Raw genomic sequence first — 23,130 nt, 5'->3', positions numbered from 1 at the left:
TACGGCGCAGCGAACCCTCGCACACAGCGTAATGACGCCGAGTCGGCCGCCGAACTATTCGGTGAGGTCGCGGATGCGTTGCCCGACAACGGTCGAAATACCGTCACGATGCATCGACACCCCGTAGAGCGCGTCCGCAATTTCCATCGTGCGTTTTTGGTGGGTGATGATGATCAGCTGGCTCGACTCGCGCAGATCGGCAAACACCTCGAGCAACCGCCCCAGGTTGGCATCGTCAAGGGCAGCCTCAACCTCATCCATTATGTAAAAGGGGCTGGGGCGGGCCTTAAAAATTGCCACCAGCAGCGCCACCGCGGCAAGCGAGCGTTCACCGCCCGAAAGCAGCGAGAGTTTGTCGATCTTTTTGCCCGCCGGACGAACCGCCACCTCAATACCGGTGGTCAACAGATTGTCGGGGTCGGTGAGTCGAATATCGCCGGCACCGCCAGGAAAGAGCGTGGGAAACACCTCGTGGAACGCCGCCCGGGTGTCGTCAAATGCGGCCGCGAACACTTCCTGCATCCGATTGTCGATGTCAGAAACAATTTTCATCAGATCGGTTCGGGTGCGCAGCAGATCATCGAGCTGTTCCTGCAAATAGGCATGCCGCTGCTCGAGTGCCGAAAACTCCTCGAGCGCCAGCGGGTTGATGCGGCCAAGCTGCTGCATTTCACGTTCGGCGCGCTTGAGCCGGGCCTGCTGTTCAGCGCGATCGAACGGTACGGTTTCGATCTCGATATTGATGGATGCATCGGGCTCGGATGCAGTGGGCTCGGTTTCGGCAGTCTCGTCACCGGTGGCTTCGGTGTCGACCGCACCATCACCTTCAGTTTCGATGCTCGGCGCAGGTTTGCCCGCAATCGTCGCCGCGTCTGCCGCCAGCTGCACCGCCACCTGTTTCGTTGCCTCAGCCTGCGCTCTGATCGCGGCTCGCTGCGCTGCCGCCTCGGAAACCGCGGCATCGTCACGCGGCACCGGCTGATCGGGCCCGTACTCGGCAACCAGCACGGCTTCGGGCAGTGAGAGCTCGCTCGCGGCGCGTTCAAGCAGGTTTGAAAGCTGCAGTTTGCGTTCGTAAATCTGCAGTTCGAGTGCGTGCACATCCTCGGTGATTTCCTGCACCCGCTTGCGCAGCTGGGCCTCTTCATCACGCAGCTCACGCAATTCGAGATCCTGTGCTTCACGGGCGCGCTCGGCGGCCGCGAGCTCGTTTCGCGCCTCGGTCACGCTGCGCTCCAGCGATGCCAACAGCGGCGGGATGGCTGCCAACACCCGCTGCGTGCGCGCCAGCTCAGCGCGGCGCACCACCTGCTCGCGAGCGGCCCGATCGGCGGCTTCCTGCTCAGCGGCACGTTTGTGCTGCAGCTCGGTCACCCGCAGCTGCTCTGAGCGCATCCGCTCACGCAGCGTCTCGAGAGCCAGCCGCGCCTCAACCTCCGCTTCACGGCAGCGCTCGACGGCGTTCGCGAACTCATCGCGACGCGAAGCATCAAGCATTGGCCGCGGCTGCTGTTCGTGGATCGCCAGTGCCTGTTTTGCCTGCTCGGCTTTTGTTTCAGCCTCGTCAACATTCCCGGATGCGAGCCGATACGATTTTTCGGCCCGTTCGAGCTCACCCCGTGCCGATTCCACCCGGGCCCGGGCCCGGTTGAGGGCCTCGCGCCGTTTCGCGAGCTCAGCATCAAACCCGCGCAGGTCGCTCAGTGCCGATTCGGCACGCGCTTTCGCGGCCGCCAGTGCCGCACGCCGATCCGCCAGTTGCAGGGCAATGCGGTCGGCCTCGGCACGCACCTGCGCCAGCTCGCTGGTGGCCCGCTCGCGTTCTGCCACCAGTGCAATCCGGCTCGCACCGGGTTCTTCATCGGCGGCCACACCCGAGGTGGTCAGGGTGGATGCGGTGAGCACATCACCGCGCAGCGTCACGATCTGTGCCGCAGCCGGCAGCAATTCAAACGCGCTGGCTGCTCGCTGCGCATCCGGCAGCTCGGTCACGAACACCGTGGCCGCAAGCATCCGTTCTGCCGCTGGCACGCCCGAGACCCGCTCGCTCGCCGCCACCGGCCGCTCACCGAGCACCTGTTCGAGCTGGTCGAGCATCCCCACTACAGCCGAATCTCGACCCGTAGCGGTCAACTCGGCAACCAATTGCACCTGGCCGAGTGAGGTCGCCGCATCCGCGAGCGAATACAGCTGGTCAGCTCCCGTCGCCAGCAGCGCGTCAGCAAACCCGCCGAGCGCTGCGGCCACAGCGGTTTCGTATCCCGCCGTGACGCGCAGGTGGTCGCTCACACGGCCCGCAATACCGTCGGGATGCGCGGCCAGGAGTGCTTCGGCGCCATCATTTACCTCGGCGGCCAGTGCCAGGGCGGTGGCGCGGGCATCGAGCGCGTCGCGTTCGCGTTCAAATTCGTGCAGTTTGTCGCGCAGCTCATCTACCGTCTGCTGTTCGTCGCGCACCTCGTCCTGTGCCTGTTCGTAGGCATCATCGAGACCGGATGAGTCGGCCTCACCGGCGGCGGTGTCCGATTCGACCTCGGCCAGCTCTCGTTCGGCAGCTTCGAGTCGTTCGGCTGCTGAGCGGCGCATGTTTTCGCCCCGCAGCACCTCACCGCGCACGGCGGCGAGCCTGCTGGCAGCCGCATCCGATTTGCCCTGCAGTTCGCTTCGTTTGAGGTCGTGCTGCGAAAGCAGTGCTGATTGTGCCGCGATCTCGCGGTCGAGTTCGTCGAGTTCGGTGCGCGCTCGCTGGGTGTCGAGCTGCGTCTGCTGCCACGCCTGCTCGGCCGCCGCAGTGCGTTGCTGCAGCTGCTCGATTTCGGTGCGAGCATCGGCCAGCTGCTGTGCGCTCACCGTCACCTGCAGTGCCGGTTCGTCGAGTCGGGTTTGCAGCATCGACTCACGCTGACCGGCAAGCAATTGCAGGTTGTGGAGCCGCTCGCGAACACTTTCGAGGTCGAAGGCAACGCGCCGCGCCTGATCCACCGCATCGCCGCGCTGCGCGGCCTGCAGGTGCTCGATGCGCAGCAGGGCACGGTCGAGTTTTTCACCGAGCACCATGCGTTCGGTCGAGCGCGCCTGTTCGGTGCTATTCGCATCCCGCAATTGCGCGCGCAGCGTCACCACCTCGTCGGCCATCAGTCGAGCCTTCGCATCGCGCACAATTGCCGCGATTCCCTGCGCTCGCCGCGCCACCTCGGCCTGCCGCCCCAGCGGTTTCAGCTGGCGCCGCACCTCGGTCACCAAATCGCGCAGCCGCTGCAGGTTTTGTTCCATACCCTCGAGTTTGCGCACGGTTTTTTCTTTGCGGCGGCGATGTTTCAAAATCCCGGCGGCCTCTTCGATGAAACCGCGCCGGTCTTCGGGGCTGGCGTGCAGCACACTGTCGAGCCGACCCTGACCGACGATTACGTGCATTTCGCGGCCAAGACCCGAATCGCTCAATAGTTCTTGTACGTCGAGCAGCCGCACCTGCTGGCCATTAATGGCGTATTCGCTGCCACCCGAACGGAACATGGTGCGTCGAATGGTCACCTCGGTGTAGTCGATCGGCAGCGCACCGTCGCTGTTATCGATGGTCAGCGACACTTCGGCGCGGCCAAGCGGACCACGAGTGGCGGTTCCGGCAAAAATGACGTCTTCCATTTTGCCGCCGCGCAGTGTTTTTGCGCCCTGTTCACCCATCACCCAGGCGAGCGCATCCACAACGTTTGATTTGCCCGAACCGTTCGGGCCGACAACACAGGTGACGCCCGGTTCAAACTCGAGCGTGGTGGGTTTCGCGAACGACTTAAACCCCTTGAGCGTCAGGCTCTTGAGGTGCATACCTAAACCCTTAGTGTTTGTCGTTGTTTGTCACGCGGATGCGCTCCCCTGAGTTTACCGGCGAGGCGACAGTCTGCGGCGTCAACGGGCCGCAGCCGAGGAGTACGCTGAGAGCGCGAGCACACGAAAGGATGGCGTTGACCGACTGGCTCAATATCACCCGCATCGTCGCGGTCTGCATCCTGATGGCCGCCGTAGCGACCTGGCTGCTGTGGCAGGCCCGGTCACGGCACGGCTTCGCTCCGCTCACCGCGATTTTGCGCGCGGCCGTCCAGCTGGCGGCACTCGTGGTCATTTTGCAGTTCATGATCACGAGCGTGTGGTGGGTGCTGCTGTGGCTTGTTGTGATGCTGGTGGTGGCCGCGCTCACCTCTACCCGCAGTATCGGGTTCGACCGCACCGTGCTACGAGCGGTGCTGCTGTCAATACTCAGCGGAGCCACCGTCGGAGTGCTCGTTGCGTTCGCTACCGGCGCGGTGGAGTTCGGCGCCCAGTATTTGCTGGCAATCGGCGGCATCGTAATCGGCAACTCGATGAGCGTTGCCACACTGTCGGCAAAACGGATGCGCGAACAGTTGGTTGATCATCGGGATGAAATTTTCGGTTGGTTGGCGCTTGGCGCAACCATGCGCTTTGCCACGGCCCGTTTTCGTGCCGAAGCTGTTCGGCTGGCGACAACGCCAAATATTGACCAGTCAAAAACAACCGGACTGGTGGTGTTGCCCGGAGCCTTTACCGGCGCCGTGTTCGCGGGTGCGAGCCCGGTTGAGGCGGGCCTGTTTCAGATCGTCGTGCTTTCCACCATCATGCTTTCGAGCGCCATCACCGCGGCGCTCGTCACCGAGCAGCTCGGCTCGCCACAGCAGCTACCGGTACCCGAGCAAAGCGCCGCTTAGGCGATTTCGGCGGGAGCAGCTGGGATCAACTCTCGTGCGGCAGTTCGATCCGCACGGTCACCCGTGGTGCCGGGGGCTTGAGCGCGGCGGGCCAAAAATGGAGTTTTCGCGCGACCGCGCCGAGTCGTCATCGCGCGCCGCATCATCTGACGCACCGTCGGGGGCGCCGGCCCGATCGGGCTGGTCGAGTTCGGCCTTCACACTGGGGCGTGGGTCTCGCGCTCCGTCCATCGCGGGGGTGCTGTTGTGCTGTGCGGAGCCCGCGGGGTTGTCTTCGGGTTCAAGAACGGTCGAAACCACGGGTGCGAGCACGCATCCAGACAGCACTGCCGTTGCAAACGCGGCGACGGCTGCGGCGCCTAGCAGCCGTCGACCCACATTCGCTTGCGTTCGCATATTCATGAGCGTAGTGAGCCGCAACCCGAATTGCATCATGCAGTAGGACTAGCCGCGTGCATCCCGCAGCCGATAGCCAGCAAAATATGCACTGTGCTACTCGATCAGCGCAGACGCTGACAGCGCGGGCAGCGGAACGATGACCGGTTCGCAAACGACTCGCGCAGCAGCAACCGTCCGCAGCGATCACAGGGCTCACCGGCTCGACCATAGGCGTGCAGGCTGCGGCTGAAATACCCTGATTCGCCGTTGACGTTCACGTAGAGCGAATCAAACGAGGTGCCGCCCTCGACAAGCGCCCGCTCAAACACTGCGCGCACTTCGCGCAGCAGCTCCCCCGCTTTGCGTGTCGAAACCGTATTCGCCGGCTGCGCCCAGTGCAGGCGCGCCGCCCACAGCGCCTCATCGGCATAAATATTGCCGACGCCCGACACCACCGACTGATCCAGCAGCACCGCCTTGATCGCGCGGCGCCCGCGCCGCAAGCGGGCGGCTGTCGCGGCGGCATCGAACTCGGGATCGAGCGGATCGCGGGCAATATGCGCCACCTGCGATGGTGTACCGGATGCTGTCAGCGAGTCGATTGCCAGCGACCCGAACCGGCGCTGGTCAACAAATCGCAGTTCGTGTTCGTCGCCGGCCGGCGTCACCAGCCGCAATCGGATGCACAGCTGCCGTTCGTCGGTGGCGCCAACCGGTTGAATCAGCAGCTGCCCACTCATTCCCAGATGTGTCATCAGCACGCGAGTGGGCGCATCGGCATCCGCCAGCGGCAGCCATAAAAATTTGCCGCGCCGCTGCGGGGCCAGCAAGACCTGCCGCTCAAGGCCGTCAACAAAATCGAGTGCATCGCCGCGATGCCGTTTCAGCGCCCGCTCGTCGAGCACCTCGACGGCGGTCACCGTGGAGTCGGTCACAAAGCGCTCAAGGCCGCGCCGCACCACCTCAACTTCGGGAAGCTCGGGCATACCGGCTACCGCTTGCGGCGCTCGGTTCCGGTCACCTCGTGCCAGGCGTCAAGTGCCGCGGCCAATTCGGCCTGCTTCTTGGTCGTGGCCACACCGGTGGTGCGCAACACCACGGTGTCACCACGGCGCACTTCCAGCCGCGCGGTGAACACCCGATTGTGGTCGGGGCCGGTGCCGGTCACCGTGAAATGCTGTGTACCGCCACCGCGCTCGGCAAGCGCCTCTTCGAGCGCCGTTTTTGGGTCAATTGCCGCGCCAAAACGGTTGGCATCATCTTTAAGCGGCTCCACCAGCCGCAGCACCAGCGCATCCGCCACTTCGTGACCGCATGAAAGATACGCGGCACCAATAATCGCTTCCACGGCGTCGGCCAGAATTGAATCTTTATCCCGACCACCGGTGATTCGCTCACTCTTACCGAGGTACAAATAGTCGCCCAGGTCGAGCCCGCGAGCAATCTCGGCGAGCGAGACGGCCGACACCAGCGCGTGGTGACGGCGCGACAGGTCACCCTCTGAAAGCTCTGGGTGGGCGCGATAAAGCATGGCAGCCACTGCCAGGCTCAGCACCGCATCACCCAAAAACTCGAGCCGCTCGTAATCAGCCACCCCGTGCTCGTAGCCGTATGACGAGTGCGTGAGCGCCTGTTGCAGCAGTTCGGGAATGAACTCGACCCCGAGTGCCTCCGCCAGTTTTGCTGACGGGGCCACCTCGGGGTCGGGAGTTACTGAGTGTTTCACCACCGATTAGGCGTCCGCGATCTTGCGGCCCTTGTACTCGTAGTGCGAGGGGTTGCCGGCGGCGTCCTCAACGAGCTTGGCGCGGTGCGGAAGGCTGTAGGTCACCTTGCCGTTTTCGACGGTCTTCACGAGGGTCGGGGCGGTTGCCTTCCACTGCGAACGACGCGAGCGGGTGTTTGAGCGGCTGAGCTTGCGCTTGGGCACTGGCATTGTTTGATTCCTGTTCTAAATTTTCGGTCACTACCGAGTCTGTCTGCTGGCGGCTATCTGACTTCGCCGTCCAGGTGTGGGCTGCGGCGGCGCGGTGCGTTTTCGCACGCGCTCGGCCGGATGCGGATCAGCGGATCGATAATCCCAATCGCACCTTCAACACATTTGCGCCCGGCACAGCCCTCAATCTTACGCGAGAACCTCGTCGCGCGCGACCCGGGTTTGCGGCCGCGAGCTATTTTTCGCGACTATCGTCCGCGAGCGCATCCGATCCGAGCAGCTCCTGCAGCTTTGCCCAGCGCGGATCCACCTCTGCTTCGACCTCTGGCAGCGGTTCAACCAGCGGCGTGCCGTCATTGGGGCTGAGCCCGAGACAGTCTTCTTTACACAGCGGCTGGAAGGGAAGTTCGAGCACGAGTGTGTCGCGCAGCGGACCCTCGAGATCAATTTCGTCATTGCGCACGAAATAGTCGAGGGATTCATCCTGTTCATCAAGCCCGAAAAGTTCAGTGATCTGTCCGCTCCACTCTTGTTTGAGCGGCTGCAGGCAGCGACTGCACTCCCCCACGAGCGTGCTGGTGCACTGGGCGGTTGCGAGCACGCCGTCGACGAGGATCTCAATGCGCAGTTCGATCGTCAGCTGCGTGCCGGCATCAAGGTAGAGCATCCCCTCACCGATGCGTTCGGGCACCGCGAATTCGAGGGTGAGCTCTTCCATGGCTCCGGGGCGGCCAAGCAGCGTGGCCACATTTACAACATAAGGAGAGGTTGCCATGCCCCAAGTCTACGCAGCGGCGGCGCGCGCCGATCGACTAGGCGGCGTTCGGATCGCTCTCGCCCTGCAAAAACTCGGCCACCACCGGCGGCACATATGGCGAGACATCGCCGCCGAGGCCGGCGACCTGGCGCACCAGCGAACTCGATACGTGGGCGTGCTGCGGGTTGGGCATCATGAACATGGTCTCAATGCGGCCGAGGTGCCGGTTTACGATCGCCATCGGCGTCTCATAATCGACATCGGCGGCCGAACGGATCCCCTTCACGATGACATTGGCGCCCACATCGGTGCAGTAGTCGACCAACAACCCCATGCTCCACGAGCGCACGATGACATTGTCGCGCGGCACACCCATCGCGATCACGCGCTCGATGAGGTCGACGCGGCGGGCAATTGGCAACATCGCCGATTTGTCGGGGTTGTGTACCACCAGCACATGCACCTCGTCAAAGACGTTTGCGGCGCGCATGATGACGTCCAGATGCCCCAGAGTGATCGGATCGAAGGATCCGGGTACGACAGCGATTTTGCTCATGGCTGCCATGCTATTTGTGATTTCCCGAGTATCACCAGGATGTAGTTGGTCAGCCACAACTATTTTTACGCTTCAAAGAGCGTGTCGCCAATGAATCCTCCAGCCGAAGCTGCTGGCGGAATGGCAAACACGGCCGAACCCACCGGCACCGTCCAGGTGTTCAGCAGGTCACCCTCGTCGAGGCGCTGCTGAATCGGCACAAATTGTTTGAGCGGGTCGGCCTGCAGCGAACCGAACAGCAGCCCGGAGTCGGACACCTCGGCACCCATACCACCGACGCCCGAGACGGGGTGATCGTAGTTGTAGGTGTGGCGCACGATCCGAATATTCGGGTCGTCTGGACGCGCCCGGCGAACGTGACTCATGGGGTTAATCACCGTGAATCCCACCGAGGTGCGGGCGTTGAAGTCGGGCTCATCGTGTTCGTTGACACCGGTAAGTGGTGCGCCAGTGTCGAGGCGGCGACCAATGGATGCTTCGCGGCCCGGCAGATCAACCTCATCCCAGGTTTCCAAATTCATATGGATGCGACGCAACACGAAGCTGGTGCCGCCCACGAGCCATTTCGGCCCGGTCTGGTCATTGATCCACACCAGGCGGTCATATTCGTCGGTGTCGGCGGCAGCATTCACGGTGCCGTCGAGCTGCCCAAACAGGTTTCGCTGGGTGGTTCCTTCCGGCAGGCTTTGGTGCGCGTTGCGGAAGCCGGTTTGTTGCCAGCGAATGGTCGAATAGGCGCGCACGTCTTTCAGCATCATGCGCTGGGCGTGCGCCACGGTGAGGGGGTCGTCGCCCGCCACCAGGATCAGCAGGTCGCCGTGGCTCCAGCGGTCTTCGAGCCGGTCGATCGAAAATTTTGGCAACGGCGCCAGCCACTCGGGTTTGCGGTCGGGCGCAACGCGATCAACCAGTCCCGGACCAAAACCAAAGGTGATGGCGAGGTTGGCGGGCGCCTCTGCCATTGAGGGTTCTTGATCGCCCACCGGCGGGTTGCCCGCCATCAATCGATAGGCGTCGTCGCTGAGAATTTTCAGCAGGGAGCGGATGCGGTCGCGGCCAACCTCGGGTGCCAAATCAACGCCGATGAACACTCCGTGCGCGCGGGGCCGGTCGAGGCCGGCTTGATGCCTGCCCGCGGTGCTCGTGCGAGAGCGCCCGAATTCCGCAGGCTCGGCGGTTGCCGCCTGCACTGCGGCAGCCGCGCCGAGCGTGGCTACCGCACCGACGCCGATACCGGCGGCGCCCACGAGCACATCGCGTCGGCGAACTCCCGAGTTCTGCTGCGCGGCCGCATCCGTTCTCTGCCGTTTAGTCACTTAGTGACCAGTCTCCTCACCCATTTCGTCGTGACCGTCGTGGTTGATTCCGCCCTCTTGGTCGGCATCGTCGCCGTGGTCACCGTGGTCCATGTCACCGTGGTCACCGTGTCCGCTGTGGTCCATACCGCCGTGCGGGTTGTTCCCCATCGACCCGTCGGGTGCGTAGGTCTCCTTACCACCGGTGTACTCCTTCACTTCGAAGGTGATATCGGCGGTGGTGTCGTCAGCAAATTCAATGGTGATCTTCACCTCATCGCCGGGCATGAGCGACTTCTGCAGGTGCATCAGCATGATGTGGTTGTCGCCGGGCTTGAGTTCGAGGGTGCCACCAGCGGGAATCTTAAAACCGCCCTCGGTCTCCTGCATCATGCTCGAGCCATCAGCCTCGACGATGGTTTCGTGCAGTTCGACCATGCCGGCAACTTCTGCCTTGGCACCGACAATGTTGACCTCGGCGTCGGTGTTGTTCTTAATCGTGCCGAAGGCACCGGTCATCCCGTGGTCGTTCTTGTCGATGTCGACGGCCTTGATCCAGGGATCGGTCACGCTGATGGGGCCCGCTTCAACCACATCGGCGGCTGCGGCCGAGTTCTCGGGCTCAGCACCCTGGGCACCACAGCCGGTGAGGGCGAGGGATGCGACGATTGCGGCCGAGATAGCGAATGCACGGGTTGCACGCACAGGCAGTTTCATTTGGATTGCTCCTCATTGGTTTCACTCGTTTGAGCGATGGTCACCGAATCGGCCGAAGCGGTGTCATCGGCCGTTTTGCTGTGGCGCGAGGCCCGCACGATCACAAACACCACAATCGCCGCCACTACGATTCCGGCGCCGATCAGCAGACCCATCATGGGCCCGGCGTTCGACTCCATTTCGTCCCCGGTGGCAGCGGCCCGCGGCACCTCGGTGATGACCTCAGTGCCGATGGCGAAATGGATTGCACCGGATACGGGGTGCCCGTCTTCCGAGACCACGCGCCAGTTCAGCACGTACGCACCCTGATCAAGCGGCACCAGTGGCTGCGTGACAGTACCTTCAGCAACACTCGGCTGCTCCGGCAGCTCGAGGTACTCACCGGTTTCAGCGTCAAGTAGTGCCAGCTCGGTGCCTAGTTCGAGGATGTTCCCCGAAAACGACATCGTTATTTGCTCCGGTGCAGCGTCGAGTGAGACACCGTCGGCCGGATCTGAGTGGATGAGCCAGTCGTGGGCGGATGCGGGCGGGGCCGCGGTGATTGCGAATGCGATTGTGAGCATGACGGTGGCGATCACTGCGGCGATCGCGCGGGAGACACGCGTTGCAGCATGATCCCATCGCTCCAACAGCATGCGAGTAACTCTACTACATGTAGTAGATACGGGCAATTTCCCTCCAACGAACCGGCAGCAAGATCAGGCCATTGCTCCATCATCTCACCGATCCATCGCCGGTCACCCCATCTGCAGGTGTTCTCGCTCCCCCGAACCCAATCGAGCCACCGCATCCCGCAACGCCGGATGCTCCGCCAGCGTCGGATCGGCCGCAACGATACGTTCAGCCTCGGCGCGTGCGGCCGCAATGATGTCGGTATCGCGAGTCACCCGCAGCAGCCGCAGCGAAGAAGCGCCGCCCGATTGCGCGGTGCCGAGCACATCCCCCTCGCTGCGCAGCTCCAAATCACGCTCGGCAAGCACAAACCCATCAAGCGTTGCCGCCACCGCGTCTAGCCGCTCACGCGCGAGCGATCCGGGCGGCGCGCCGGTAACCAGCAGCGCCAGCCCCGAGTGTTCGCCCCGACCAACGCGGCCGCGCAACTGGTGCAGCTGCGACACCCCAAACCGATCGGCATCCAGCACCACCATGACGCTCGCATTGGGCACATTCACGCCCACCTCAATCACGGTGGTGGCAACCAGCAGGTCAATATCCCCCGCTGCAAACTCACGCATCATCGCATCTTTTTCGGCCGCATCCATCGCACCGTGCAAAGGTGCCAACCGCATCCTGGCAAACTCCGGCAGCCGCTGCAAATACTCGAGCACCTCCACCACATTGGCAATCGGCCGCCCCTCACCCGCTTCAGCACGCACCTCAGCCGGATCAATCGCCGGGCACACCACAAAGGCCTGCCGGCCTCGGCCAATTTCTTCAGCGGTGCGCTGCCACACTCGGCCAAGCCAACCCGGATGCTCGCTCGTGGCCACGACAAACGACTCGATCTCGCCGCGCCCGGCCGGCAGCTCACGCAGCGTCGACACTTCAAGATCACCGAACACCGTCATCGCCACCGTACGTGGGATCGGAGTTGCGGTGAGCACCAGCGTGTGCGGATCGGCGGCGCCACCCTTTCGGCGCAGCATCTCGCGCTGTTCAACACCAAAGCGGTGCTGCTCATCCACCACCACCAGGCCAAGATCCGCGAACTCAACCCCCTCGCTGAGCAGCGCGTGCGTACCCACCACAATTTTTGCGTCACCGGTAACCAGGTCGAGCATCGTGCGCTGCCGCTCACGCCGCCCCAGCGATCCGGTGAGTAACCGCACTCCCAGCTGCCGCGTGAGTTCGGGGCCGAGGGTGTGCTGAATCGACCGCAGATGTTGCCCGGCAAGCACCTCGGTGGGGGCAAGTAGCGCCGACTGCCCACCGCTTTCGGCCACCTGCAGCATCGCCCGCACCGCCACCAGAGTCTTGCCCGATCCAACCTCGCCCTGCAGCATCCGATACATCGGCGCATCCGCCGCCAGGTCGTGAGCGATCGTCTCGCCCACCCGCTGCTGATCACCGGTGAGCGCAAAGGGCAGCGCGGCATCAAACCGAGCGGTCAAGCCATCGCTCGCACGAATTCGCGCCGTGGCCACCCGTGCGCGAGTGCTGGCGCGCTGCTGCGCAATTACGGTCTGCAGCTCAAGGGCTTCGGTAAATCGCAGCGACTGCTGTGCTGCCACCACCTGCTGCTCATTCGCAGGCTGATGAATCGCCCGCACCGCCGCATCAAAACTCAGTTCACCGCGCTCGTGACGCAACCGCTCGGGCACCGGATCGGGCAACTCCGGCACCCGCTCCAACACCAACTGCACCTGCTCGGCAATATCCCAGGTGCGCAATTTTGCGGTCGCAGGATAGATCGGCAGCAGCCGGCCGGCGCCCCAATCGGCAGCCGCCGCCACCGCATCCTCATCATCTGCCAGCAGGCGATAATCAGGCTGGGTAAGCTGCAGATTCGTTCCGTAGCGGCCAACTTTGCCGCTGAACATGCCAACGGCACCCGGAACGAGTTCGTTTGCTCGCCACGGCTGGTTAAAAAATGTCAGCTGCAGCGTGTCGTGACCGTCACCAATCACCGCCCTGGTGAGCGACCCGCGCCGATTACGCATCGGGTTCGATTCGCAACTGATGACCGTGGCCACCACCGTGGCGTACTCGTCTTCCACCAGGTCGGCAATGCGGGTGCGCTCACCACGCTTGGCATAGCGGCGCGGTAGGTGTGCGAGTAGCTCGGCCACGGTCTGCACCGAAAGCGCGCGTTCGAGTCGTTTCGCGGCTTTTTCATCAAGCACCTGCCGCAGTGGCAGCGCCAGCGGAGTTTCAACCTCGCCGGTCATCATTTTCTCCGCCGGATGCGCCCACCGGTGCGACGCCGCGCGTTCGCGGCCCGCAGCGAGGCCGGGCGACGCTGCGCTCGTCGGCGCTGCGCGGGTGCGCACACCTGGGCAATCGCCTCACACACTGTGCGCACATCCGCCTCGGTGGGATAGCGTGCCGCAGCGTCCGGCTGCGCAAATGCGGCGTGATCCCACACCGCGGTTACTCGCTGCAGTGCCGCGCGCACCGACTGCAATTGCGCATCCGATAGTGACGTTTCACCGCGCTGCAACTGTCGCAATAGCTGGCCGCGTTCGGTGCCGATTGTGCCGGGTCGCAGCGTGAAGCCGTGGTCAATTGCCGTGGCCCGAATCTCTCGCCAGGCGGCTGCCGCCGCGTGCAATTCTGCATCAGCGCCGGTCATCGCACCGCTGGCACCAGCACGCACCCGATCGAGTCGAATACGTCGTTGCCGCTGCCGCAACCATCCCGGCAGCCGCAGGGCCACCACCACAGCCGCCGCAACGACCAGTACCGCAGCCGCAATCGGCAGCCATGCCGCTATAGCTGCGCCCCGGTCTGAGCGGCTGTCGACAGCATCGGTCTCGGGGGTATCGGAGGGAGCGGTCGTTTCGCTGGGAGTCGGCGTGGGTGTCGGTGTCGGTGTGGGCGTTGGGGTCGGCGGGGCAACCGTCGGGTTGGCTTCGGTTTCAGCCTCGTCGGTGGTGCCGGGCTGCGGCGCCGGGATTTCTCCGAGGCCTGATGCCGGCGTGGTTTCAAACGGCACCCAACCGTATCCGGGCACCCAGAACTCCGCCCAGGCGTGCAAATCGTCACTGGTCACTTCAAACACCGACTGCCCCACCGAGTTCACGCTCGTTTGAGAGCCGGGCGTGAAGCCCACCTGGATGCGCGTGGGGATGCCGAGCATCCGCCCCATAACCGCCATCGAACTGGCAAAATGCACGCAATAGCCACTGCGCATCTCAAGAAAACGGTCAATAACCGCGACACTCGTGCCGTCATAGCCGCCCGATACGGGAGCCCGCTCGGAATAGTCGAACGCGCCGCCGGTAAACCACTGCTGCAATTGCAGCGCCTGGGTGTACGGGGATGTACCCGGGTCGACGACCTCATTGATCGCTGCGCGAATATTGCTGAGCCGATCTTCGTCGGGCAGCTCAAGATAGAAGTCGAGTGCCTGCGGGTACTCGGCCGAAATCGACGCGAGTTCCTCGTCGCTCGGGCGCAATGGCGCCGTGCTCACGTAATACGACTGCTGCAGCGACTCACCATCAGCCTGGCGCACATCACCGGTTGTTTCATCGCGCCGATAGTCGCCCGACACTTCGGCATAGCTGTCGACAGCGGTGAAATGCGGCAGGTATGCCGAAACACCGGGCTTGAGGATGATGTTGACGTTCTCTTCCACGCCGCGGTTCCACTCACCCGACTCGAGGTTTCGCGGCGGCGACACCGGCTGTTCGGTGGGGAGCGAGCTATCGGCCGCAAACTCGCGCGGACGCCACTCGGCGCCGTCGTGGAAATCACTGAGCGAAACGAGCGACAAATACGGCAGCGTGCCCTCGGTTTGCGAGGTGGCATAGCTCAGCATTGTCACCGGCTTACCGCGGCGCAGGTCATCACCCAGGTCGATGATGGGGTTGACGCGGTTGGTGGCCAGCGAGGTGGTTGGCGCAACCGCATCCCACCACAGCCCGGAAGCAGGCGGGAGCAGCACGGCAACGAGCGACCCGGCCATAAGTGCCGCCAGCGCCGAGGTTGCCCCCGCAAACAGGCCGCCGGCGCCCCGCCGGTCGGCCGCATAGCCGAGCTCGGAACGGGCCTGATCTTCGCAGGCTCGCGCCCAACGCGCCGAAACGTACAGCAGCACCAGAATGAGTGCGAGCACGGCAAGCCACGCCTCCAGCGGCGCGGCGGGGCGACCGGCGGCGAGGTTGAGCGCTGGAAACACCAGCATCGGGATGATCGCGGTGAGTGGAGCGCGCAGCGCAAAGGCACACAGGTCGACCAGCACCGTAACAAGCTGGACGAGCACGACCGCCACAAAGGTCACCGCGGGCGAATTTTGTAGCGGTGGCAGGTCACTCGCCAGCTGCTGCACAAATTCGACCACTCGTTCAATCACGGCGGTGAATGCACCCAGCGGCGATGCCGGTTGTGCCGCGATCAGCAGCGTGATGAGCACAGTGGTGTAGGCGGCGAGCGCCGACCAGCCAACCGACGCGGTGAGCTGACGCACCAGCTGCGCCACAAGCAGCACCGCGGCCGAACTCAGCACCGCCGGCACGAGCCACTCCGGCGTCGAGGTGATGGGGGTAAGCAACGCTGCTGAGGCGGCGATGAGCGCGGTCAGGGTCATCGCCAGCGGCCACGACCCGCGGGCCGCAGCTTCGACAGCGCGGTCGCGCAGCAGCGGGCTGCGACGCGGATGCAGCATGGTCAAGGCGCTCATGGTCGCACCTGCCAGGGGTCGCGGGCGGATGCATCCATCGCCACCACTCGCCAGCCGGCATGATCGAACCGAGCGGCTTCACGAGCGGCGAGGGATGCATTTGCGGCCGAACGAATGAGCACCGCTACGGCGCTACCGGCACCGGCGGCAAGTTCGAGCAGCTCGGTGGCTGCGGGTTGGTCTCGCACGATCCCCACGTACACCACCGGAGTCTGTTTTGGCGGCAGTGCGGGCAGAGCTTCAGCGTCTGGGCCCGCGGGCTGCACCAGCATGTAGCGGCGCATCACCTCATCCAGCGGCGTGGCTGCCGGGGTGCGGATCTGGTCGAGGGTTGCGCCCTCAATATCTTCGGCGGGATGGGTGGTGAACACTTCGGTGTCGTAGCCGAGATCGTGCAACCGCTGATGCACCGATGCGGCAACCGAAACCGCCAGCTCGAAAGCTGCTTCATCGGCACCTGGTGCGGTGTCGAGTAGCACCCGAGCGACTGTTTCACTGTGGTGTTCTTCTTGCCGCACCTGCAATTCGCCCACGCGCGCGGTGGCGCGCCAGTGCACCCGACGCATGGCATCACCGCGCCGATATTCACGAGTCATCACATCATCGGCTTCACCGGCATGGCCGAGCGCCACCTCGGTTTCAATACCCTCCCGCTGAGCCGGAATTTCGAGCGCGGCAACATCGCGGATGCTCGGCCAAACCTCAATCGTTTGGGCGTCGCCAAGTTCGCTCACCCGGCGGGTTATGCCGAGCCCGTCAATGTGTTCCAGATAGAGCGGCCCTACGGTTTGGATACCCCGGCGCAGTTCGCTGAGCCCGTAGGCGATGCGGCTGCGACGACGCCCTTCACGAGGATGCAACCGGCTCCCGATTGCCCGCAACACGCCGCCCACCGAGCGAGCCTGCGCACCGGTGATGGTGTCGGCATACGCGGCCGCCGGAAGCGGCACCACCGACTGGTTTTGCACCTCAACAACCACGCGCAGCCGGTCACCGGCCGAAACTGTCGCGGGATAGACGGTCCGGGTGATCGTCAACCGCGGTGGAAAAACCATGCCGAGCAGGTACACCACCACGGGTACGGCGGCGATGACCACGCCGCAGTACCGCAGGGGCTCATGTTTGAGCAGATCTGCCACCAGCGCGAGCACCACGCCGCCAATGAGCAGCCCCCACCCGCGGCGGGTGAGGCGCAGTCGGGTTTCGGCCCCCACTGCCGCTACGCTCCCGTAGGTGCGGGCACCTGCCGGGCGATCTGTTCGAGCACGCGCGCCGCATCCGCAAACGAGCTGGCGGCACGCCCACCACGGGTGCCGAGCACCAGGCGGTGTGCAAACACCGGCACCAGCAAATTGCGAATATCGTCGGGCACCACATAGTTGCGACCGGCCACCGCCGCCGATGCTTTCCCCGCCCGCAGCAGGTGCAGGGTGGCGCGCGGGCTCACCCCAACTCGCACCGCTTCGTGTTCGCGGGTGGCTCGGGCCAAATCAACGATGTACTGCTTCACGCTGCCGGCAACAAAAATACCCTGCACCTGGCTGATTGCCTCGCGGATCTGTGCCGCGCTCACCACCGGCTGCAGCTGCGCGAGCGGGTCGACCCGGTCGCGGCCCTCGAGCATGGCGAGTTCGGCACCGCGGTCGGGATACCCCATCGACACGCGGGCCATGAAGCGGTCGCGCTGTGCCTCGGGCAGCGGATAGGTGCCCTCCATCTCAGACGGGTTTTGCGTGGCAAACACTGTGAACGGTTCCGGTAGCCGGTGGGTGACACCGTCCACCGAGACTTGCCGTTCTTCCATGCATTCCAGCAGGGCCGACTGGGTTTTGGGCGAGGCACGGTTAATTTCGTCACCAATCACGATGTTGGCAAAAACCGGGCCCGGCTGAAACTCAAATTCGTTGTTGCGCTGGTTGTAGATCGCCACGCCGGTGACATCGCTCGGCAACATGTCGGGGGTGAATTGGATGCGGTTTACATCCGCGGCCATTGCCCGCGCCAGGGTCTTGGCCAACACGGTTTTACCAACACCGGGCACGTCTTCGAGCAGCAGGTGCCCACCGGCAAGCAGCACGGTGATTGCCAATTGCACTCGATCGGCCTTGCCGATGATTACCTGTTCGACTGCCTCGCGGTAGCGAGTAATCAGGTCAAACAGCGCGGCCGGGGCGTCGGGATGCGTCGTCATGCTGTCCATCTTACGATCGAGCCATGACTCGAATCATTGCGGGCGCCGCAGCCATGACCCGGTTACGGGTACCTGCCCGTGGCACACGTCCCACCAGCGACAAGGTGCGTGAGGCGCTTTTTTCAGGGCTGGAAGCGAGTTTTGAATTCGAGGATGCTCGCGTGCTCGACCTGTATGCCGGCTCTGGCGCGCTCGGGCTTGAGGCGCTTTCGCGCGGTGCCGAGTCGCTGGTGGTGGTGGAGCGTTCGCGGCAGGCGGTTGAAGCCCTGCGCGCAAATATCGCGGCGGTGCAGCAGCGGATAAACGCGCCGGCACGGATGGCAGCCGAATCGGTGCAGCATTTTTTGCGGGCGGCCGCGGGCGAGTTCGACCTCGTGTTTATTGACCCGCCCTATGAGCTCGACAATGCCGCGGTCACCGATGATCTCGAACTGCTTCTGCCACTGCTGTCGCCGGATGCGCTGGTGGTGGTCGAACGGGATGCGCGCTCGGGCGAGTTCACACTGCCGGCCGGGCTCACGCTGTGGCGTCAGCGCAGCTACGGCGAGACGGTGCTGTTCTTTCTTGAGGTGCAGGCGAACGCGAACAATTAGCTCCGCCGGCTCTGCTTTCGACTGGGCCGTGACGCCGGATGCGCTTCCGGCTAGGTAGTCACCCCAACAAACGGGTCCCAACCCGCAGGGTCGGCAGGCTCGCCGTCAACGAGGGTGCCGCATCCCTGGCGAACTGTGTCGATGGGGCGAACTGTGCCGATGCGACGAAATGGCCGCGGTAGTTCGGCATCGCCCGCAAAAGTTGCCAGCAGTGAGTGATCTTCACCGCCGCCGAGCACGAATTGTTCGGCCAGCTCGAGACCAAAACGCTCGGCAAGCGGGGCGATATCGGTGTGCAGCAGTTCGCGGCTGAAATCGAGTGCCACACCCGAGGCTGCCGCCATCCGGTCGCCGTCGAGCAGCAGCCCGTCCGAAAGATCCATCATCGCGGTAGCGCCCGCGAGCGCGGCCGTAACTCCGGCGGAGATGGGCGATTCGGGTGCCAGCTGGATGGCAGTCAGCGGGTCGGCTTCTCCGCGGAACAGCAGATGCAATCCGGCCGCAGCACGACCGAGTGTTCCGGCCACCGCAATCTGATCGCCGGGACGCGCCCCCGACCTGGTGATTGGGTCGCGCCCCTGCAGGTCACCGAATGCGGTCACCGAGATCGTGATGTGTTCGGCTGTTGCCAGATCTCCGCCGACGACCCCGCAACCGGGTGCGAGCCGCCGCAGCTGTGCGGTAACGCCATCCGCGAACTCGGCAACCCACGAAACTCGAGTGTCGCGCGGCACCGCGAGCGCGATTACCAGCGCGCTCGGCACCGCGCCCATCGCGGCAATATCCGACAGGTTTGTGGTGACGGCCTTGCTGCCGAGCTGCCGCGCCGTCGACCATTCGCGACGAAAATCGGGGCCCTCAATCATGGTGTCGACCGTCACCGCAAAGCGGCCGTCGGGTGCGGCCACAATTGCGGCATCGTCACCGGGGCCGAGTAGTGGCGTGCCGGTGGGGATGCGCGACAAAATTTCGGCGAGCACGCGCCGCTCCCCCGCCTGGGCGACAGTGAGCGACTCGATTTCGGTGCGGTTCGCGGATGCGCCAGCGGTGCCAGATATATCCCCGGATGCGGCGCGGTGCGGCTGTGCGGTCATGCGGCTACGTTACCGTCGCCAGGGGCCGCCCGGCTGACGGTGCTGTGCTCGCTGCCGGCGACTACACTGGTTCGGTATGCGTAGAGGTGTCATGGCCCGCGGACTCAGCGTGGGGGTGGGTGTGCTGCTGGTTGCAGCTTCGCTCACCGGATGTAATGCGCCCACCGGCCCGACAGTACCCATGGAGGCTGCGCAGGATGCGGCCGATCCGGCCTGTGCCGAGACGATGGTGCGGCTGCCGATGAACCTCAACGGGCTTCCCAAGCGCAGCACCAATGCGCAGGCAACCTCGGCCTACGGTAAACCGGCGGCCGTACTGCTGCGGTGCGGGGTGCCCACGCCCGAGCCGACCACTGATCGCTGCATCAGCATCAACGGCATCGACTGGGTTGAGCGCACCACCGATAACGAGGTCTATATCTACACGACCTACGGCCGCACACCGGCGCTCGAGGTGGTTATCGACACCACCAAAGCATCCGGTGAAGTGCTCACCGGCATCACCACCCCCGCGAGCTACCTGCCGAAAACCGGTGGCTGTGTGGGAGCCGAGGATGTGCTCGGTGAGACCAGCGTCCCCGAACCGGCAGGCACAGAACCGGCAGGCACCGACCAGCCTCGCTAGCCGGCAGCGCGGCTGATTGCCACCTCGATGAGTTCGGTAATGAGCTCGTCATAGGGCAGCCCGGATGCGCCCCAACACTTGGGGAACATCGAAATCGGAGTGAATCCGGGCAGGGTGTTGACCTCGTTCACGAGAAAACCCTGCTCGTCGAGAAAAAAATCAACCCGGGCTAGGCCCTCGCAGCCAAGCGCATCAAAGGCGCGCACGGCCAACTGCTGCGCGCTGGCAAGCTCGTCATCGCTCAGTTTTGCCGGGCAATCGAGTCGCACCGCACTGTCGTCGAGGTATTTGGCAGCAAAGTCGTAAAACTCTGCCCCCTGCATCACGATCTCGCCGGCAACGGATGCGCGCGCCGGTTCACCGCGGCGGCCACCGAGCACCGCGATCTCGATCTCGCGGCCGGTGATTGATTCTTCTACCAGTACGTGATCGTCCTCGGCGAATGCCACCCGCATCGCCTCGTCAAGCCCGGATGCATCCGCAACTTTGCTCACGCCAACTGATGATCCAGCACGAGCCGGTTTAACAAAAACCGGCCACCCCAGTTCGGCAATCTGCTGGGCAACCGAATCACGTGCATCCCGCCACTGCTCTGCAAACACGGTGATGCCGCCGGCTACCCTCAGCCCCGCGGCGGCCAGCAATAGCTTGGTGTAGTGCTTGTCCATCCCCGCCGCCGATGCGAGCACGCCCGAACCCACAAACGGCAGGCTGGTCATCGCGAGCATGCCCTGCAGGGTGCCGTCCTCGCCGTAGGGGCCGTGGATGAGCGGCAACACCACATCCACCTGGGCAAGTGGTGCAACTGTGTTGTCGCGAACCACCCGCAGCTCGCGGCTACCGACGCTGTCGGGCAGCAGCACGCGGGTGCCGTTGTCGAGCACCTCGGGCATTCGTTCGGGGTTGAGCTGGAATTTCGCGGGATCGTCTGATTCGAGCACCCAGGCACCCTCGCGGGTGATGCCCACCGGAATGACATCAAATTTTTCGCGATCGATCGCGCCCAGCACCCCGGCGGCGGTGGCACACGAAATGGTGTGTTCGCTTGATCGTCCCCCGAACAGAACAAGCACCGTGCGGCGGTTCGTTGCGGTCATTCCCGATCTCCTGTTTCAGTAGCGAGGTGTGGGGCCAAGTCGGCCGGATGCATCTGCCCCTCGAGCACGGCCGCAATCTGGGTGACGATCGGCATTGGCACCGAGTGCTGCTGCGCAATCAGCAGAATCGAGTGCACCGATCGCAAACCTTCCGCGGTCTGCGCCATCCGGCTGGTTACGTCACTGTAGCTGTATCCCTGCCCGAGCAACCGGCCCGCCGTAAAGTTTCGTGAAAGTGGCGACATACAGGTGGCGATGAGATCGCCAAGGCCCGCCAACCCCATCATGGTGTCGCGCTGCGCTCCCATCGCCACCGCGAAGTCGGTGATTTCAGCCAGGCCGCGGGTCATAATCGCGGCCTTGGTGTTTTCACCAAAACCAACGCCGTCGGCGATACCGGTGGCGATAGCGATGAGGTTTTTGAGCACCCCACCAAATTCGGTGCCCACCACGTCTGCGTTTACGAAGGTGCGCAGATACGAGTTGCGGGCAAGCTGTGCCACCTTCACCGCCAGCTGCTGCGAAGCTGAGGCCACCACGATTGCGGTGGGCTCTTCGCGGGCGATTTCGAGGGCGATATTTGGTCCCGAGGCCACCGCCACCCGGTCGGCTGGCAGGCCAGCCACCTCCATAATGACCTCGCTCATCCGTTTGCCGGTCGAGCGTTCCACGCCCTTCATGAGCGAAATAATGGATGCATCCGCACCCAAATGACTCTTGAATCCCTCAAGATTTTCGCGCGCCGACTGTGCCGGAACCGAAAGAAAAATCAGCTCGGCAGCGGCCACCGCTTCGGCCACATCCGCCGTCGCTCGGATGCGTTCGGGAAGATTCACGCCGGGCAGATATGCAGTGTTGCGATGCGCATCATTGATCTCATCGGCAAGCTCGGGGCGGCGCACCGCGAGGGTGACATCGTTACCGCCGTCGGCGATGATCTTGGCGAAGGTTGTGCCCCAGTTACCGCCACCAATCACGGCGACTCGTCCGCGTGGCGGAAGCGAGATCGCCCCGGTCGTCGGATACCACTCGGTCACTTCACATCTCCATCGCGCTGAATTTCCGACCGCTTCGGGTCGGCCGTGGGCATACCGAACTCGGTCTGGCCATAGCGCACCGGATCGTACAGTTCGGCGGGTGCGGTTTCGCCCCGGATTTGTTCCAGCAGCTTGGTGATTTCGCGCATGACCTGCGCCGTGGCCGCATCGATAGTGGCACGATCGTCGCGCTCGCCCACCAGTTCGCGCACCGAAATTGGTTCACCAACCCGCATCACGATGGGCGTGCGCAGCCGAAAGCGAAACTTTTTTTGGAAGCGCGGCACCAGTCGGTCAGCGCCAGTGGTTGCCACGGGAATGATCGGAATATCACCCGCGAGCGCAAGCCGAATCGCGCCCGACTTACCGCGCATCGGCCAACCGTTCGGTTCGCGAGTGAGCGTGCCCTCGGGATACACAATCACGCCGCGGCCGTGTTCGACGAGCGTCTGGGCTGCCTCGAGCGCAGCCCGTTTACTGTTTCCGTGCCCGCGGCCACGCTCCACCGGGATTTGACCGCTACGACGCAGGAACCAGCCCACCACCGGAATTTTGAACAGCGAAGCCTTCGCCATAAATCGCGGTGCCCGGCCGAGCTTCCAAACCCCAAAACCAACCACCACCGGGTCGATGTCGGAGTAGTGGTTGGGGGTGAGGATGAACGGCCCCGTACGCGGCAGTTCACCCTGAATGTCGTATTTGAACAACAGCGTCGACGGTAACCATCCCAGCCCCGCCATCAGCCAAAAAAACGACGGCCGGCTTTTTTCGGGAGACCAGCGTGCCACAGCG

The 23,130-nt window shown here is 64.0% G+C and carries 21 protein-coding genes; 3 read left to right on the top strand and 18 right to left on the bottom strand.

Annotation, left to right across the window (positions count from 1 at the left end):
* Positions 1-54: 54 nt before the first annotated feature.
* A complete protein-coding gene (locus JMV54_RS02935) occupies positions 55-3,822 on the bottom strand; it encodes an AAA family ATPase (RefSeq protein ID WP_201517408.1) in 3,768 nt (1,255 codons plus the stop codon).
* Positions 3,823-3,959: 137 nt separating this feature from the next.
* On the opposite strand from JMV54_RS02935, the gene JMV54_RS02930 reads away from it, so the two are divergent.
* Entirely contained in the window at positions 3,960-4,718 is a 759-nt protein-coding gene (locus JMV54_RS02930; protein WP_230972785.1) for an ABC transporter permease, read from the top strand.
* A 57-nt stretch (positions 4,719-4,775) separates the two neighbouring features.
* Here JMV54_RS02930 and JMV54_RS02925 read toward each other — a convergent pair whose 3' ends face one another.
* From JMV54_RS02925 to JMV54_RS02865, 13 genes are all read right to left on the bottom strand, one after another.
* Positions 4,776-5,114 (bottom strand): hypothetical protein, encoded by a 339-nt coding sequence (locus JMV54_RS02925; RefSeq protein ID WP_201517406.1) that lies wholly within the window; start codon positions 5,112-5,114, stop codon positions 4,776-4,778.
* 104 nt (positions 5,115-5,218) lie between these two features.
* The gene (mutM, locus tag JMV54_RS02920; protein WP_201517405.1) at positions 5,219-6,082 is read right to left on the bottom strand and encodes a bifunctional DNA-formamidopyrimidine glycosylase/DNA-(apurinic or apyrimidinic site) lyase; all 864 of its coding nucleotides are present in this window, start codon (positions 6,080-6,082) and stop codon (positions 5,219-5,221) included.
* A gap of 5 nt (positions 6,083-6,087) precedes the next feature.
* Positions 6,088-6,825, bottom strand: a complete 738-nt coding sequence (rnc, locus tag JMV54_RS02915) for a ribonuclease III (RefSeq protein ID WP_420842075.1) — start codon at positions 6,823-6,825, stop codon at positions 6,088-6,090.
* Between the two features lie 3 nt (positions 6,826-6,828).
* Positions 6,829-7,032 carry a 50S ribosomal protein L32 gene (rpmF, locus tag JMV54_RS02910; RefSeq protein WP_201517404.1) on the bottom strand — a complete coding sequence of 68 codons (204 nt, stop codon included), beginning with the start codon at positions 7,030-7,032 and terminating at the stop codon, positions 6,829-6,831.
* A 235-nt stretch (positions 7,033-7,267) separates the two neighbouring features.
* Positions 7,268-7,807 carry a YceD family protein gene (locus JMV54_RS02905; protein ID WP_201517403.1) on the bottom strand — a complete coding sequence of 180 codons (540 nt, stop codon included), beginning with the start codon at positions 7,805-7,807 and terminating at the stop codon, positions 7,268-7,270.
* Positions 7,808-7,844: 37 nt separating this feature from the next.
* Positions 7,845-8,345: a pantetheine-phosphate adenylyltransferase gene (gene coaD, locus JMV54_RS02900; protein WP_201517402.1), complete on the bottom strand. Its 501-nt coding sequence runs from the start codon at positions 8,343-8,345 to the stop codon at positions 7,845-7,847.
* A 65-nt stretch (positions 8,346-8,410) separates the two neighbouring features.
* Positions 8,411-9,661, bottom strand: coding sequence for a Dyp-type peroxidase (locus tag JMV54_RS02895; RefSeq protein WP_201517401.1), 1,251 nt, complete (start codon positions 9,659-9,661; stop codon positions 8,411-8,413).
* Entirely contained in the window at positions 9,662-10,357 is a 696-nt protein-coding gene (locus JMV54_RS02890; RefSeq protein WP_201517400.1) for a copper chaperone PCu(A)C, read from the bottom strand.
* The gene (locus tag JMV54_RS02885; RefSeq protein ID WP_201517399.1) at positions 10,354-10,992 is read right to left on the bottom strand and encodes a copper resistance CopC family protein; all 639 of its coding nucleotides are present in this window, start codon (positions 10,990-10,992) and stop codon (positions 10,354-10,356) included. Before JMV54_RS02885 ends, JMV54_RS02890 begins: the two co-directional genes overlap by 4 nt.
* Positions 10,993-11,094: 102 nt before the next feature.
* The gene (locus tag JMV54_RS02880) at positions 11,095-13,245 is read right to left on the bottom strand and encodes an ATP-dependent DNA helicase RecG (protein WP_201517398.1); all 2,151 of its coding nucleotides are present in this window, start codon (positions 13,243-13,245) and stop codon (positions 11,095-11,097) included.
* Positions 13,245-15,701 carry a transglutaminase TgpA family protein gene (locus JMV54_RS02875; protein WP_201517397.1) on the bottom strand — a complete coding sequence of 819 codons (2,457 nt, stop codon included), beginning with the start codon at positions 15,699-15,701 and terminating at the stop codon, positions 13,245-13,247. Before JMV54_RS02875 ends, JMV54_RS02880 begins: the two co-directional genes overlap by 1 nt.
* Complete coding sequence (locus JMV54_RS02870) at positions 15,698-16,915, bottom strand: DUF58 domain-containing protein (RefSeq protein WP_201517396.1); 1,218 nt, start codon at positions 16,913-16,915, stop codon at positions 15,698-15,700. The genes JMV54_RS02875 and JMV54_RS02870 overlap by 4 nt, the downstream gene beginning before the upstream one ends.
* A gap of 5 nt (positions 16,916-16,920) precedes the next feature.
* The gene (locus tag JMV54_RS02865; RefSeq protein ID WP_201517395.1) at positions 16,921-17,892 is read right to left on the bottom strand and encodes an AAA family ATPase; all 972 of its coding nucleotides are present in this window, start codon (positions 17,890-17,892) and stop codon (positions 16,921-16,923) included.
* Between the two features lie 23 nt (positions 17,893-17,915).
* On the opposite strand from JMV54_RS02865, the gene rsmD reads away from it, so the two are divergent.
* The gene (gene rsmD, locus JMV54_RS02860; RefSeq protein WP_201517394.1) at positions 17,916-18,485 is read left to right on the top strand and encodes a 16S rRNA (guanine(966)-N(2))-methyltransferase RsmD; all 570 of its coding nucleotides are present in this window, start codon (positions 17,916-17,918) and stop codon (positions 18,483-18,485) included.
* A gap of 50 nt (positions 18,486-18,535) precedes the next feature.
* Here rsmD and JMV54_RS02855 read toward each other — a convergent pair whose 3' ends face one another.
* A complete protein-coding gene (locus JMV54_RS02855; protein WP_201517393.1) occupies positions 18,536-19,579 on the bottom strand; it encodes a thiamine-phosphate kinase in 1,044 nt (347 codons plus the stop codon).
* Positions 19,580-19,655: 76 nt separating this feature from the next.
* Between JMV54_RS02855 and JMV54_RS02850 the strand changes: the two genes are divergently transcribed.
* Entirely contained in the window at positions 19,656-20,204 is a 549-nt protein-coding gene (locus JMV54_RS02850; RefSeq protein ID WP_230972784.1) for a DUF3515 family protein, read from the top strand.
* Here JMV54_RS02850 and JMV54_RS02845 read toward each other — a convergent pair.
* From JMV54_RS02845 to JMV54_RS02835, 3 genes are read right to left on the bottom strand one after another with little or no spacing between them, the layout of a single operon-like run.
* Entirely contained in the window at positions 20,201-21,301 is a 1,101-nt protein-coding gene (locus JMV54_RS02845; protein ID WP_201517392.1) for a D-alanine--D-alanine ligase family protein, read from the bottom strand. The genes JMV54_RS02850 and JMV54_RS02845 overlap by 4 nt on opposite strands.
* On the bottom strand, positions 21,298-22,338 hold the full coding sequence (locus JMV54_RS02840) for an NAD(P)H-dependent glycerol-3-phosphate dehydrogenase (protein WP_201517391.1): 1,041 nt from the start codon (positions 22,336-22,338) through the stop codon (positions 21,298-21,300). The genes JMV54_RS02845 and JMV54_RS02840 overlap by 4 nt, the downstream gene beginning before the upstream one ends.
* Positions 22,335-23,126 carry a lysophospholipid acyltransferase family protein gene (locus tag JMV54_RS02835; protein ID WP_230972783.1) on the bottom strand — a complete coding sequence of 264 codons (792 nt, stop codon included), beginning with the start codon at positions 23,124-23,126 and terminating at the stop codon, positions 22,335-22,337. The genes JMV54_RS02840 and JMV54_RS02835 overlap by 4 nt, the downstream gene beginning before the upstream one ends.
* Positions 23,127-23,130: the final 4 nt, after the last annotated feature.

It is taken from the genome of Gulosibacter hominis (genome assembly GCF_904842695.1).
GTDB lineage: Bacteria > Actinomycetota > Actinomycetes > Actinomycetales > Microbacteriaceae > Gulosibacter > Gulosibacter hominis.
The sequence above is the reverse complement of the archived record's forward strand: the minus strand, read 5'-3'. Positions and strand labels throughout refer to the sequence as shown.

Bases quoted from the DNA above. Each gene is read 5' to 3' on its own strand.
- JMV54_RS02925 (WP_201517406.1), bottom strand. From the start codon at position 5,114: ATGCGAACGCAAGCGAATGTGGGTCGACGGCTGCTAGGCGCCGCAGCC.
- rpmF (WP_201517404.1), bottom strand. From the start codon at position 7,032: ATGCCAGTGCCCAAGCGCAAGCTCAGCCGCTCAAACACCCGCTCGCGT.
- rsmD (WP_201517394.1), top strand. From the start codon at position 17,916: ATGACTCGAATCATTGCGGGCGCCGCAGCCATGACCCGGTTACGGGTA.
- JMV54_RS02845 (WP_201517392.1), bottom strand. From the start codon at position 21,301: ATGACCGCAACGAACCGCCGCACGGTGCTTGTTCTGTTCGGGGGACGA.
- JMV54_RS02875 (WP_201517397.1), bottom strand. From the start codon at position 15,701: ATGAGCGCCTTGACCATGCTGCATCCGCGTCGCAGCCCGCTGCTGCGC.
- mutM (WP_201517405.1), bottom strand. From the start codon at position 6,082: ATGCCCGAGCTTCCCGAAGTTGAGGTGGTGCGGCGCGGCCTTGAGCGC.
- JMV54_RS02850 (WP_230972784.1), top strand. From the start codon at position 19,656: ATGCGTAGAGGTGTCATGGCCCGCGGACTCAGCGTGGGGGTGGGTGTG.
- JMV54_RS02880 (WP_201517398.1), bottom strand. From the start codon at position 13,245: ATGACCGGCGAGGTTGAAACTCCGCTGGCGCTGCCACTGCGGCAGGTG.
- coaD (WP_201517402.1), bottom strand. From the start codon at position 8,345: ATGAGCAAAATCGCTGTCGTACCCGGATCCTTCGATCCGATCACTCTG.
- JMV54_RS02865 (WP_201517395.1), bottom strand. From the start codon at position 17,892: ATGACGACGCATCCCGACGCCCCGGCCGCGCTGTTTGACCTGATTACT.
- JMV54_RS02855 (WP_201517393.1), bottom strand. From the start codon at position 19,579: ATGACCGCACAGCCGCACCGCGCCGCATCCGGGGATATATCTGGCACC.
- JMV54_RS02890 (WP_201517400.1), bottom strand. From the start codon at position 10,357: ATGAAACTGCCTGTGCGTGCAACCCGTGCATTCGCTATCTCGGCCGCA.
- JMV54_RS02905 (WP_201517403.1), bottom strand. From the start codon at position 7,807: ATGGCAACCTCTCCTTATGTTGTAAATGTGGCCACGCTGCTTGGCCGC.
- JMV54_RS02935 (WP_201517408.1), bottom strand. From the start codon at position 3,822: ATGCACCTCAAGAGCCTGACGCTCAAGGGGTTTAAGTCGTTCGCGAAA.
- JMV54_RS02885 (WP_201517399.1), bottom strand. From the start codon at position 10,992: ATGCTGTTGGAGCGATGGGATCATGCTGCAACGCGTGTCTCCCGCGCG.